The sequence below is a fragment of the Brucella ciceri genome, assembly GCF_041930145.1.
Classification (GTDB): Bacteria; Pseudomonadota; Alphaproteobacteria; order Rhizobiales; family Rhizobiaceae; genus Brucella; species Brucella intermedia.
On the sequence record NZ_JBHEEV010000001.1, the window covers coordinates 493,712 to 506,225 of the forward strand.

Consider the following 12,514-nt stretch of genomic DNA (forward strand, 5'->3'; position numbering starts at 1 on the left):
TCCACTCCATCATATGTCAATGGATATTGGCATTCCTGCGCTTTAAGGCCATTATTGAGCGCAAAAGGGTCAATCCATGTCACTGAATTATCCAGCGCCCCTTGCACTCGCCATATCCACCATCGCGCAGGACGATGCATCCTTTGCAGGGCCGCCGCACCGTCACCGCGATGCGCAATTGATCTATGCGCGGTCCGGCGTGGTAACCGTTGCAACCGAAAACGGTAGCTGGGTCGTTCCTCCCAATCGCGCCGTGTGGGTGCCGCCGATGGTGGAGCACGCAACCCGCAGCCACGGACCTGTTCAGTTTCGTACGATCTTTATCCATCCGGATGCCGCGCGATCCCTCCCCTCATCCTGCGGCGTGGTGGAAGTTTCTTCCTTGCTGCGCGAACTGATCCTGCGTCTTGTGGAATTGCAGGACCGGCCAGCTACACCCTTCGCTCACCGCGTCTGCGAATTGCTGTTGGAGGAACTCACTTTTCTGCCCGCCGAACCCCTCAGTCTGTCCATGCCATCGGATCACCGGCTACGCACCCTTTGCCAGACGCTGCAAGCGGAGCCCGATACGGAGTTATCGCTCGATGCTGCCGCCTCGCGGACTGGCATGAGCAGGCGCAGTTTCATGCGTCATTTCGAGCGTGAAACCGGCATGACCTACGGTCGCTGGCGGCAGCAGGCCCGCTTGCTTGCTGCCTTGCCTGCGCTTGCCGCAGGCGTGCCTGTCGTGACCGTGGCGCTTGATTGCGGATACCAAAGCGCAAGCGCTTTCGCCGCAACGTTCAAGCGCAGCCTCGGACGAAGCCCCGCAAGTTATTTCGAGTGAAATATTCACCGAACGGCCTGATGGCACTCGCCAAGAACGAGAACATTTTCAATCGTTTATTGCTCTGGGGGCATGCACCGATGAACTTTCCAGCAGGGATTTCAGCGTCTTGGGCGAAGGGAGAAATTGACAGTCCGGCTTCTTATCCTGTATCGATCATTCAGTTTTGAACATTGTTCAATATATTGAACAAGCGAAGAGTTTCTCCCAAGGCTTTTCTTTCAGAACTGCCGGTGCATCGGCTGCATCGGAGAATTACCGGACGCCTCCTTCCCAAGACAGGAGCGTTTCCGGGATAGCCCAGCGTTGTGCGCCGGTGAGGAAATGAGAGACCTCGGCGCTGGTGAAAGTGAAAAGGGTGGAATGATGACAACAGAGATCAAGCCATTTTCGTTCGACACCGTCGGCTCGATGCTCGTCGAATGGAGCGCTGCGAAGCGCCTCGGCGAAATCCTCGGCGAACGGTTTTCGGAACGCAGGATTCTGATCGTGACGGACAAGGGCCTGCACAAGGCCGGCGTCCTCAACCATGCGCTGGCCTCGCTCGAAAAGGCGGGATTCGGTATCAGCGTGTTCGACGACGTGGTAGCCGATCCGCCGGAATCCGTATTGTTTGCCTGCGTCGAGCAGGCAAAGGCTGCCGGTTGCGATATCGTGCTTGGTCTGGGCGGCGGCTCCTCCATGGATATCGCCAAGCTCGCCGCCGTGCTGATTGTTTCCGAACAGGAGCTTTCCGAGCTCTACGGTATCGGCAAGGTACAGGGCGGACGTCTGCCGCTGATCCAGATTCCGACCACCGCCGGAACGGGTTCGGAAGTCACGAACATCACCATTCTGACGACGGGCGAAACCACGAAGATGGGCGTCGTCGCTCGCCAGCTTTACGCTGATTTCGTAATCCTCGATGCAGAACTGACCTGCGGTCTTCCCGCGCTTCATACGGCTGCGACCGGCATTGATGCCATGGTTCATGCGATCGAAGCCTATACGAGCCGGATCAAGAAGAACCCGCTCTCCGATGCGTTCGCCCGCGAGGCGCTGAAGCTTCTTTCAGCGAACCTGATTGCGGCCTGCGAAAATGGCAATGATCGTCATGCCCGCGAGGCCATGCTGCTCGGCGCCAATTATGCCGGTCAGGCCTTTTCCAACTCGCCTGTCGGCGCTGTTCACGCGCTGGCTTACCCGCTTGGCGGCCACTACCATGTGCCGCACGGCCTTTCCAATGCGCTGATGCTGGGGCCGGTGCTTCGCTACAATATGGCAGGCGCAGCCGCGCTTTACGCCGAACTTGCCGATCTGCTGCTGGAGAAATCCGAAGGCACGACGGAAGAGCGTTCAGCGGCTTTCGTAACCTATATGGAAGAGCTGATGAACAAGTCGGGCGCGCCGCGCCGCCTGCGTGATGTCGGCGTGACGGAAGACAGCCTCGAAACGCTGGCACGCGATGCGATGCTGCAGACACGGCTTCTGGGCAACAACCCGGTCGACGTGACCGAGGCCGACGCCCTGGCGCTTTACCGCGAAGCTTTTTGAGCGCGAGCATCTCCAGCAAAAATGCGACGCGCTTTTTTCTGGAAATGCGACACAGCAAATCTTTAGTGCGGTTCCGACAGCTCTGCGTTAACCGGAACCGCTCTGCCACAACGACCTGAAGGTTGAGGACCGCAGAAGCGTGCTGATAGCCGCTTCCGCGCAACCTTTCCTATGTCCCGGAGAATAAATTGAGCACTGAACGTATCGACGGTCAGGAGCAGCCCTATTGGCCTGCCGGACCGTTCAAAATTCGCTTGCCTTTTGTCCATTACAAATTCGAGTGGCCTGACTATTGCCAGGGGCTTCTCATGTGCGCCGTCGACCTGTCGGCGATCCCGCTCATGGCGGAGCTTCTTGGAATGCCCTTCGAAGTGGCGCTTGCCGTGGTGGTGCTGAACGGGCTTTTCTATCTAACCCACCATCTGCTCGGCGACCCGGTCGTTCCCGGCTGGATCACGCCTGCCGTCCCCCTCATCATGGCCTATTGCTCGACCTTCCCTGAAGGCCCGGAACGCATACACGCGCTTGTGTCCTTCCAGATGATGCTGGGGCTCTTGTCCATCTTCATCGGCGCGACCGGCATCGCAAACAGAGTGATCGCCGCGATCCCGCAAGCGATTAAATCCGGCATCATCATCGGCGCCGGTTTTTCGGCTGTCATTTCGGTATTCAAGATCGGCGGAAATTTCGACACGTTTCCGTTCACGATCTCGATTGCCATCGGCCTTTGCTTTTACCTGATGTTCTCGCCGCAGTTTAACCGCCTGTCGCGCAATGGCGGCTTTTTCGGCCTTATCGGAAAGCTCGGCGTACTGCCATGCATCCTGCTTGCCGTGGTGATTGCCCCGCTATTCGGGGAGGCCAAATGGCCGGAATTCCAGTGGACGATCTCGTCTCCGGATTTCGCGACACTGTGGCGCGAATATACGATCTTCGGCCTCGGCATGCCGCCGCTTTCCATGTTCCTCACGGCTCTGCCAACGGTGCTTGCAACTTATATTGTCCTGTTCGGCGATGTTCTGAAAACCAAGTCGATTATCGGGGAAGCCCAGCAGCACCGCCCCGACGAGAAGATCGACTACAATCCCAACCGCGCGCACCTCGTTTTCGGCATGCGCAATACGGGAATGTCGATCCTAGGTCCCGATGTGACGATGTGCGGCCCGGTATGGGCGGCAATGCAGGTGGTTATCTGCGAGCGCTTTTCCAAGGGCAAGAAGTCGATGCACTCGATCTTCGGCGGCGCGGGTTCGTTCCGCTGGGGCACCAATACCGGCCTGTTCCTGATGCCGATCGTGACACTTGTCCAGCCGATCCTCGGCGTGGCGCTGACGCTCACTCTGCTGATCCAGGGCTATGTCTCGGTGCGTATCGGTGTCATGGAAGCCCGCTCGCAGCGCGACCTCGGCATCGCAGGCATTACAGGCGCGGTACTGGCAACGCGCGGTGCCGGATGGGCTTTCGCCACCGGCGTCATCCTCTGCCTGCTGATCTATGGCCGCGAATTCTTCCGCGGCGAAGTGGACCAAACCTTCGTGAAGGACCAGCAGTCCTGATGCATAAACCCTCCCGCATCTTGCGGGAGGGTTTCATTTCCTGGAGATGTTAACCGGCAACAACCTCCGGCAACGGCCTGTCCACGATCATCGCATGATCGAGCACACGTTGCAGATTGGCCGCATGGCGGAAACCCGGTTCCAGTTGCGCCCCGTCGGCCACCGCGCGGGCAAACCGCTGGTAATTCGTCTCCACCGTTCCCGCATCAATGTCCCGCCATACCGGGGTTTCGATATCCTCGCCGATGGAACCACGCAGGCTCGAGCCGGTCGGTGTGTGAAGAATTTCCAGCGCGCCCTTGTCGCCGTGGATACGCAGCCGCAGCTCGTTGAGATGACCTGTCGCCCAGCGGCTGGCGTGAATGACACCCAGCGCGCCATTGGCATATTCGGCCATCATGACAAAGCTGTCATTGGCATCCAACACATATTCGCCGATATGGTTGTTGTCCGCCTTCTCGAAAGTCTTGAGACGCGCCGAAGCCCGCTCCACATCGCTGCCGATCGCATAGGTCGCGAAGTCGAGAATATGAATGCCGACATCGCCCAGAACGCCGTTGGAACCGTGCCGGGTTGAAAGCCGCCAGAGCCACTTGCTCTCGGTTTTCCAGTCGCCCCACGCCTTGGAGACCAGCCAGCTTTGCAGGTAGGACGCCTCGAAGTGGCGCACCTGTCCGATCTCGCCCGCCAGCACCATTTCGCGCGCCTTCTGCAGCGGCGCTACATTGCGATAGGTGAGGTTGACCATGTTGACGACGCCCGCCTGCTCGGCGGCGTCGGCCATTTCGGCGGCTTTCTCGTAGCTTTCAGCCAGCGGCTTTTCGCAGAAGACATGCTTGCCTGCCCCGACCAGCGCAAGCGTGGTCGGGTGGTGAATGGCGTCCGGCGTCACATTGGCAACCGCGTCGAAGCGGTTCCATTCCAGCGCATCCTCAAGCCGCGTGAAGCGGTTGTGAATGCCATGGTTTTCCGAAAACGCATCGACACGCACCGCCGAAACATCGCAAGCCGCGACAACCTCCACACCGTTGATGGCCTTGAAGGCTTCGACATGGTTCTTCGCCATGCCGCCTGTTCCAAGAATAAGAAGACGCATGATGCACCTCAGCGATAGCCGGCTTCGCCCGGCTTGTGCAATTTCGGACCACGCTCCACGATCGGCTCCGGCGCCTGGTCCACCGGGACATTCGGCGCGGTATGGATGCCCGCCCATGCCGGTTGCGGATTATAGGCCCATTTCACCGAATTGCGCAGGACTGTCCGCACATTCGCATCGTGATAGGTAGGATAGGTCTCGTGACCGGGACGGAAATAGAACACATTGCCTGCACCGCGCCGCCAGGTCATCCCCGACCGGAAGACTTCACCGCCGGCGAACCACGAGATTAAAACCGTTTCGAGCGGTTCCGGCACGGAGAACTGCTCCCCGTACATTTCCTCGTTCTCCAGCACGAAATTCTCATCCAGCCCCTGTGTGATCGGATGGCCGCGATTGACTACCCAGAGCCGCTCGCGCTCACCCGCCTCGCGCCATTTCAGCGCGCAGGGCGTTCCCATCAGCCGCTTGAATATCTTGGAGAAATGCCCTGAATGGAGCACGATCAGGCCCATGCCTTCAAAGACGCGCCTTGCCACGCGCTCCACAACCTCGTCGCTGACGCCGCCATGGTCCTTGTGCCCCCACCAGACCAGCACGTCCGTTTCGGCAAGACGCTCTTCGGTCAGGCCGTGCTCAGGCTCCTGCAAGGTGGCGGTCGTCGCTTCGATGGCACTGTCCTCATTCAGCGCGCCTGCGATGGTGTTGTGCATACCGTCCGGATAAACCGAACGCACGGTTTCATTGATCTGCTCGTGAATGTTTTCACCCCAGACGATTGTACGAATAGGCACGAATATTCTCCTTGCTGCGGGCGTCACCGCCCATTTGTCTCATGTGTCGTTGAGCTTGGGAGGTCGGCGTCAGACGGCGCGGCCCTTTTCATCGAAGCGATGAATGTCGTCCCCCAAGGGGGAAACCGAGAGCGTCTCGCCTGATTTACGCGCTGCCACGCCGCTTTCGCGGACCACCAGCGGCTCCTCCAGGCCGAGATCGATATAGACATAGGTATCGGAACCGAGGATTTCGCTATGAATCACCCGACCGGTCCAGTGGCCTCCCTCGGCAACGATGGCGAGGTGTTCGGGGCGCAGACCCACCGTATGCGCCCCGAAAGGCTCACTATAGCTGCCGGTCAGGAAGTTCATTTTCGGCGACCCGATGAACCCGGCGACGAAAAGCGAATTCGGCTTTTCGTAAAGCTCAAGCGGCGTTCCGATCTGCTCCACGCGTCCATCGCGCAGCACGCAGATGCGGTCAGCCAGGGTCATCGCCTCCACCTGATCGTGCGTCACATAGATCATGGTGGTGTCTTCCATGCTCTCGTGGAGCTTGGCGATCTCAAGCCTTGTAGCCACACGTAGTGCCGCATCGAGGTTGGACAAGGGTTCGTCGAAGAGGAAAACCTTCGGATCGCGCACAATGGCGCGGCCAATCGCGACACGCTGGCGCTGGCCGCCCGAAAGCTGACGCGGCAGGCGCTCCAGATAAGGTGTGAGTTGCAGCATCTCCGCGGCGGCCTGAATCCGGGCCTTGCATTCCTGCTTGTCCTTGCCCGCAAGCTGCATGCCGAAGGCCATGTTTTCATAGACCGTCATATGCGGATAAAGCGCATAGGACTGGAACACCATGGCGATACCGCGCTTCGACGGCGCAAAGCTGTTGACCACCGTTCCGTCAATGGAAAGACTGCCCGAGGAGATTTCCTCCAGCCCGGCAATGAGGCGCAGCAGCGTGGACTTGCCGCAGCCGGAAGGGCCGACGAAAACCATGAACTCGCCGGGCCGGATATCCATGTCCACGCCCCGGATGACCTCGAAATTGCCGAAAGATTTGCGCACATCGCGCAATTGAAGCTCTGCCATGGTTGTACCTAACCCTTTACGCCGCCTGCCGTCAGACCGGACACGATCCGCCGCTGGAAGATGAGCACGAGGATGACGAGGGGAACCGTCACGATGACGGAAGCCGCCATGATGTTGCCCCATGGGATTTCAAATTGACTGCCGCCGGACAGAAGCGCGATGGCCACCGGCACGGTGCGCTGGCTGCCCGAGGAGGTGAAGGTGAGCGCAAACAGGAACTCGTTCCACGCCGAGATGAAGGCGAGCAGCCCGGTCGTCACCAGCGCGGGCCACATGAGCGGCATGAAAACCCGCGTGATGATGACCCATGGTGATGCGCCGTCCACGATGGCGGCTTCTTCGATCTCGACCGGCAGGTCGCGCATGAAGGTGGTGAGAACCCAGACCGTGAACGGCAGTGTGAAGATCATATAGGAGAAGATCAGCGCCAGCGGCGTGTTGAAGATGCCGAGGAAGCGGATCAACTCGAACAGCCCTGCCAGAACGGCGATCTGCGGGAACATGGACACCGAAAGGATGGTAAGAAGCAGCAGCCCTCGCCCGCGAAAACTTACACGGGCCAGTGCATAGGCCGCTGTCACCGCCAGCAACAGCGAGATTGCCACCACCACGGTCGCCACCATGAGCGAGTTGCCGAGGCTGCGCAGGAAGCTGCCCTGGGTCAGCACGCTGGCATAGTTTTCAATCGAGAAACTGGTCGGCCAGTAATCGACCTGAAACAGCGCCGTTCCGGATTTCACACTGGTGATGATCGCATAGTAGAACGGGAACACTGCGATCAGGATGATGAGTGCCACCAGCAGATAAAAGCCCAGGGTTTTTACATAATGCATCATGCTAGTCCCCCCTGCCGACGTTGACGCGCCCGAAGAACATGTAGAGCACGGTGATGGCCGCGATGATGAGGAACAACATCGTCGATGCCGCCGCACCATAGGCGAACTTGTCGAAATCGAAGAGATTTTCGCGCGCGAAGACCGACATGGTTTTCGTCTGCGCATTGTTGGGCGTCAGCACATAGATGAGATCGAATATGCGCAGGGCATCCAGCATCCGGAAGATGATGGCCACCATCAGCGCCGGACGGATCAGCGGCAGCGTCACCCGCCAGAACACCTTCAGCGGGTGCACGCCATCTATCCTGGCTGCCTCGTAAATATCCGTTGGCACCATCTGTAAACCGGCCAGAATGAGCAGCGCCATGAAGGGCGTCGTCTTCCAGACATCGACGATCAGAACCGCAATCATTGCGGTGTCCGGATTGGCGGTCCATGCGATCTTCTGGCTTATGAGCCCCAGATTGAGCAGAATATGATTGAGAATGCCGAACTGATCGTTGAGCATCCAGTGCCAGATCTTGGCCGAAACGATGGTCGGGATGGCCCAGGGGATCAGGATTGCGGCGCGCACAAGCCCGCGCCCCCGGAAGTTCGCGTTGAGCACCAGTGCGACGATCAATCCGAAGACAGTTTCCAGACTGACCGACAGAACGGTGAACCGGATCGTATTCCAGACCGCGCCCCACCAGGCGGGGTCAGCCAGCAGACCACGATAGACGGTGCGCCCGCTTTTCAGCGTCACCCATGACAGATAATTGTTGAAGCCGACGAATTCCGCCGTGCCAAGGCTCGTCAGGGATGCATTGGTGAAACTGAAATAGACAGTCCGAAGCAGCGGCCAGCCTGCCACCAGCGCCAGTACCGCCAGCGTGGGCGCAAGAAACAGCCAGGCTGACCTGATACGCTGCGCGCGCAGATCGGAATGAACCCGGCTGTTCGTGGCCGAATTCCCCGAAATATCGAGAGAAGTCTCCGTCATGATCCCACTCTTGGTCGTGCTCAGGGAGATTGGAGCGTTCGGACTGCCCTAAAGGGGCTTGGGAGGCCGCCCGAACGCGGCTTGACGGGGCTACCAGCCGGAGCCTTCCAGCTCGGTCAGCTCGACCTCAAGCATTTCGAGATTCTCCGCAGCCGTGCCGTTGCCCGAAAGCGTCTTGTGCACCGCCGTCCAGAATTTCGATGAGACTTCATTGTATTTTACTTTTGTCGCAGCAGACGGGCGCGGCACGGCATTCTGGAAAATCGGCTTCCAGTTGGCCATGAAAGGCTGGGCTGCAATGACATCCTTGTCATCATAAAGCGCTTCGATGGTCGGCAGGCGCGAAATCTCTATCGCCTGCACCTTCTGCACTTCCGGCGAGGCCAGATATTTGACCAGCGCGATGGCTGCATCCTGCTTGGTGGAATATTTTGAAACGGCAAGGTTCCAGCCGCCCAGCGTCGAGGAAGGTGCATCGCCCTCCGCCCCGGCAGGCAATGGCGCCACGTCGAACTTGCCTTTCACGCCGCTATCGGCACTGTTGCCGAGCGCATAGGCATAAGGCCAGTTGCGCATGAACACGGCATTGCCGGTCTGCCAGACACCGCGCGATTCCTCTTCCTGATAGGCAAGCGCGCCCTGCGGCGAAATTGAGCCGATCCAGCCCTTGGCGCGGTCGATGGCCGCCGCCGCCTTTTCATTGTTGATGGAAATGGTGCCATCGGCTTCGACAATCTGGCCGCCGCCCGACGACTTGACCCACTCGAGCGCGTTGCAGGTCAGGCCTTCATAGGCATTACCCTGAAATACAAAGCCCCAGAGGTCGGACTTTCCTTCCGCTCGCTCCTTGTCCATGATTTCCTTGGCGGTTGCCGTCATTTCGTCCCAGGTCTTTGGAACCTGCTTATTGTATTTTTCGAGCAGATCCTTGCGATAGAAAAGCGCTGGCGCGTCGGTATAGAATGGCAGCGCAACCAGCTTGCCGTTCACCGTCTGCGAGGCGATGATGGAAGGAAAGTGAGCGCCGGTCACGTCCTTGGTCGCCTCTGTCAGATCGACAAACTGGTCCGACAGTTGCGGCGCCCAGACCACGTCGGTCTGGTAAACGTCGATATCAGCGTTACCGGCTGCCAGCCAAAGGCGATACTGGCTGAACTGCTCGCTGCTCGACGGCGGCATCGAGACGATATTGACCTTGTTGCCGGTATCTTTCTCGAACTTGACGATCTGCTCCTGCAGAAACTTGATGTTGTTGCCCGTCGAATTGGCGGCGATGGAAATCTCCACCGCATGGGCGCTCACCGTCGCCAGACCAAGCGCCACGCCCGCTGCGAGCACACCTTGAAAAACCTTCATAGTTCCCTCCTCCCATCCATTCTGTAAGCGGTTTGATAAAATCGAAAACGGTTTGGATGACGAAAAGGTTGCAGAGGACCGCATTTCTGTCAAGCAGCAGAATCCGGAGCGGACCCTATTTACGCATTTCCGAACGTCTGAGCACGATAATTCAAAGGGTTATGGATTCATTTCGTTGTTGATCAGCATTTCGGGCTCGGTTTCGTTGCAGCATGCAGGAGTAAGAATTCAAACAAACTTGAAATCGGTTTGGTTTTCGTGCACCCTATATCTTGCAGCGTATCAAAGAACTCAGCCGACCAATTGTTAATCGCAGGGAAGCGGCTATAATCCGCCGCCTTGCCTGCCTGTATAATTCGAAAGCCAAATGAAGCTCCGTGAATTCGCCAAACATCTGGGCCTTTCGGCCACGACCGTCAGCCGGGCGTTGAGCGGCTATCCCGAAGTGGCGGAAAGCACGCGCAAGCGGGTGATGGACGAGGCTGTGCGCCTTGGTTACCGCCCCAACGTCAACGCGGTCAGGCTGGTGACCGGTCGCGCCGGTGCAATCGGTGTCGTGATGGGACGCAACAGCGAGTTTCATTTCGCCGAGTTCATGCGGGGCATGGCGGAACGGCTTTGCCAGGATGAAGTCGATATTCTTGTCAGCCCGATTGCCAACAACGGAACCGATGACGAAGTGCAACTGTGCAGACGGCTCGCCACCAGCCATCGCGTCGATGCTATCATCGTGACCTCTCCCAAGCCAAACGACGAGCGCATCCGCATGCTGCATGAACTGGGCATGCCTTTTCTCGTGCACGGACGTTCCGAAACCGGCATTCCGCACGCCTGGCTCGACATCGACAATGAAGGGGCGGTCTATCGCTCGACTGCCCATCTGCTCGATCTCGGCCATCGGCGCATCGCCATGATCAATGGCCGCTACGGCTTCACCTTCTCGCTTCACCGTGACGAAGGCTACCGCAAAGCCCTCGAAAGCAGAGGCATCGCCTTCGACCCAGATCTCGTCCAGCACGGCGATTTCACCGATGAAATCGGCTATCGTCTCGCCCGCAAGCTGTTGGAGCGCGACCCCCGCCCGACTGCATTCGTTGCCGGTTCCATGATGACCGCGCTTGGCATATACCGGGCGGCGCGCTCCTTCGGCCTGACCATCGGCAAGGATATTTCCGTCATCGCCCACGATGACGTCATCTCGTTTCTGAGCGCCGACAATATGGTCCCCTCGCTGACCGCGACACGCTCGTCCATGCGCGCAGCCGGCAAACGTTGCGCCGACCTCCTGATGGACATACTCGACGGACGCGCCGCATCCGATATCCATGAATTATGGCCGGTCGAGCTCATCCTGCGGGAATCGGCCACCCGCGTACCGGAATGGGCCTGAAAATATCGAATAGCTGACACGATTTGCCAGTTTCACGCTGCCGGTGTAGATTTGCCGTGCAACGCGGAATTGGCTCGGCGCTTGAAGAAGCGCACTCCGAAGCCAAACCGCGTTGCATGTGGTTTAAATCGGAGTACAAATTGCGCAGTGAACAATCTATTCTTCAACTATCAATAGCGGTTACTATTCTGGTTGCTGGTTTCGGCGTCGTCTTCGGCCTGTTATCCGGCTCATTTTCTATAGTATTCGACGGCGTTTACATGCTTGCCGACGCAGCCATGAGCGGACTTGCCCTTCTCGTCTCGCGTCTCATCGCACTCTCGGCCCTGCCGGAACAACCCCGCGGAAAACTGCGTGATCGCTTCACGATGGGTTTCTGGCATCTGGAACCAATGGTGCTTGGCCTCAACGGCATGATGCTGACCGGCGTCGCAATCTACGCCCTCATAAACGCTGTCGGCAGCCTGATGGATGGCGGACGCGACCTCGAATTCAGCTATGCGATCTTCTATGCCGTCGTGGCCCTGATCGCGTGCCTCGGCATGGCCTTGCTAGAAACACGCGCAAACCGGACCCTGAAATCGGATTTCGTCGCGCTCGACGCCAAAGCCTGGATCATGTCGGGCGGCATTACGGCAGCGCTTTTGATCGCTTTTTCGGTCGGCTATGTCATCGACGGAACAGAACTCGGCTGGCTGACGCCTTATATCGATCCCGCGGTTCTGGCGGTCGTCTGTCTTGTCATCATTCCGATGCCGATCGGGACGATCAGACAGGCATTGGCTGACATATTCCTCGTGACGCCTCTGGACCTCAAAAAGCACGTCGATGCCATTGCGGAACAGTTCGTCAGGCAGCACGGCTTTCTCTCATACCGCGCTTATGTCGCCAAGGTCGGCCGCGGCAAGCAGATCGAACTCTATTTCATCGTTCCGCCCAATCTTCCGCCCCGAAAGCTTGAGGAATGGGATGCATTGCGTGATGAAATCGGCGATGCGCTCGGGGGCGAAGGGCCGGACCGGTGGCTGACCATCGCTTTCACCACCGATGTGGAATGGGCAGACTGATCGGGAA

Annotated in this window: 11 protein-coding genes; 5 read left to right on the forward strand and 6 right to left on the reverse strand. The window is 58.5% G+C overall.

Going from position 1 to position 12,514, the window contains the following annotated elements; translation table 11 throughout:
• The first annotated feature begins 76 nt into the window (after positions 1–76).
• The 3 genes from JNC63_RS02240 to JNC63_RS02250 all read left to right on the forward strand — a co-directional run bounded on the left by JNC63_RS02240 (position 77) and on the right by JNC63_RS02250 (position 3,915).
• On the forward strand, positions 77–826 hold the full coding sequence (locus JNC63_RS02240; protein WP_006468426.1) for an AraC family transcriptional regulator: 750 nt from the start codon (positions 77–79) through the stop codon (positions 824–826).
• A gap of 363 nt (positions 827–1,189) precedes the next feature.
• Complete coding sequence (locus JNC63_RS02245) at positions 1,190–2,359, forward strand: iron-containing alcohol dehydrogenase (protein ID WP_006472466.1); 1,170 nt, start codon at positions 1,190–1,192, stop codon at positions 2,357–2,359.
• A gap of 188 nt (positions 2,360–2,547) precedes the next feature.
• Positions 2,548–3,915 carry a hypothetical protein gene (locus tag JNC63_RS02250; RefSeq protein ID WP_006468422.1) on the forward strand — a complete coding sequence of 456 codons (1,368 nt, stop codon included), beginning with the start codon at positions 2,548–2,550 and terminating at the stop codon, positions 3,913–3,915.
• 49 nt (positions 3,916–3,964) lie between these two features.
• On the opposite strand, the gene JNC63_RS02255 is transcribed toward JNC63_RS02250, so the two are convergent.
• The 6 genes from JNC63_RS02255 to JNC63_RS02280 all read right to left on the reverse strand — a co-directional run bounded on the left by JNC63_RS02255 (position 3,965) and on the right by JNC63_RS02280 (position 10,050).
• Positions 3,965–5,011 carry a Gfo/Idh/MocA family protein gene (locus JNC63_RS02255; RefSeq protein ID WP_006468421.1) on the reverse strand — a complete coding sequence of 349 codons (1,047 nt, stop codon included), beginning with the start codon at positions 5,009–5,011 and terminating at the stop codon, positions 3,965–3,967.
• 8 nt (positions 5,012–5,019) lie between these two features.
• Positions 5,020–5,805: a ThuA domain-containing protein gene (locus tag JNC63_RS02260; RefSeq protein WP_006472465.1), complete on the reverse strand. Its 786-nt coding sequence runs from the start codon at positions 5,803–5,805 to the stop codon at positions 5,020–5,022.
• Between the two features lie 69 nt (positions 5,806–5,874).
• The gene (locus JNC63_RS02265) at positions 5,875–6,876 is read right to left on the reverse strand and encodes an ABC transporter ATP-binding protein (RefSeq protein ID WP_006468419.1); all 1,002 of its coding nucleotides are present in this window, start codon (positions 6,874–6,876) and stop codon (positions 5,875–5,877) included.
• An 8-nt stretch (positions 6,877–6,884) separates the two neighbouring features.
• Positions 6,885–7,712, reverse strand: coding sequence for a carbohydrate ABC transporter permease (locus JNC63_RS02270; protein ID WP_006472464.1), 828 nt, complete (start codon positions 7,710–7,712; stop codon positions 6,885–6,887).
• 1 nt (position 7,713) lies between these two features.
• A complete protein-coding gene (locus JNC63_RS02275) occupies positions 7,714–8,694 on the reverse strand; it encodes a carbohydrate ABC transporter permease (RefSeq protein ID WP_006468417.1) in 981 nt (326 codons plus the stop codon).
• A gap of 90 nt (positions 8,695–8,784) precedes the next feature.
• Positions 8,785–10,050 carry an ABC transporter substrate-binding protein gene (locus JNC63_RS02280; protein WP_006472462.1) on the reverse strand — a complete coding sequence of 422 codons (1,266 nt, stop codon included), beginning with the start codon at positions 10,048–10,050 and terminating at the stop codon, positions 8,785–8,787.
• Between the two features lie 367 nt (positions 10,051–10,417).
• Here JNC63_RS02280 and JNC63_RS02285 point away from each other — a divergent pair, with 367 nt between their 5' ends.
• The gene (locus tag JNC63_RS02285) at positions 10,418–11,440 is read left to right on the forward strand and encodes a substrate-binding domain-containing protein (protein WP_006468415.1); all 1,023 of its coding nucleotides are present in this window, start codon (positions 10,418–10,420) and stop codon (positions 11,438–11,440) included.
• A gap of 140 nt (positions 11,441–11,580) precedes the next feature.
• On the forward strand, positions 11,581–12,507 hold the full coding sequence (locus JNC63_RS02290; protein ID WP_025092094.1) for a cation diffusion facilitator family transporter: 927 nt from the start codon (positions 11,581–11,583) through the stop codon (positions 12,505–12,507).
• The last annotated feature ends 7 nt before the right edge of the window (positions 12,508–12,514 follow it).

What these genes read in the sequence shown, in the direction of transcription:
- JNC63_RS02275 (WP_006468417.1), bottom strand. Translation starts at nt 8,694, where the DNA reads ATGACGGAGACTTCTCTCGATATTTCGGGGAATTCGGCCACGAACAGC.
- JNC63_RS02280 (WP_006472462.1), bottom strand. Translation starts at nt 10,050, where the DNA reads ATGAAGGTTTTTCAAGGTGTGCTCGCAGCGGGCGTGGCGCTTGGTCTG.
- JNC63_RS02255 (WP_006468421.1), bottom strand. Translation starts at nt 5,011, where the DNA reads ATGCGTCTTCTTATTCTTGGAACAGGCGGCATGGCGAAGAACCATGTC.
- JNC63_RS02240 (WP_006468426.1), top strand. Translation starts at nt 77, where the DNA reads ATGTCACTGAATTATCCAGCGCCCCTTGCACTCGCCATATCCACCATC.
- JNC63_RS02285 (WP_006468415.1), top strand. Translation starts at nt 10,418, where the DNA reads ATGAAGCTCCGTGAATTCGCCAAACATCTGGGCCTTTCGGCCACGACC.
- JNC63_RS02265 (WP_006468419.1), bottom strand. Translation starts at nt 6,876, where the DNA reads ATGGCAGAGCTTCAATTGCGCGATGTGCGCAAATCTTTCGGCAATTTC.
- JNC63_RS02270 (WP_006472464.1), bottom strand. Translation starts at nt 7,712, where the DNA reads ATGATGCATTATGTAAAAACCCTGGGCTTTTATCTGCTGGTGGCACTC.
- JNC63_RS02245 (WP_006472466.1), top strand. Translation starts at nt 1,190, where the DNA reads ATGATGACAACAGAGATCAAGCCATTTTCGTTCGACACCGTCGGCTCG.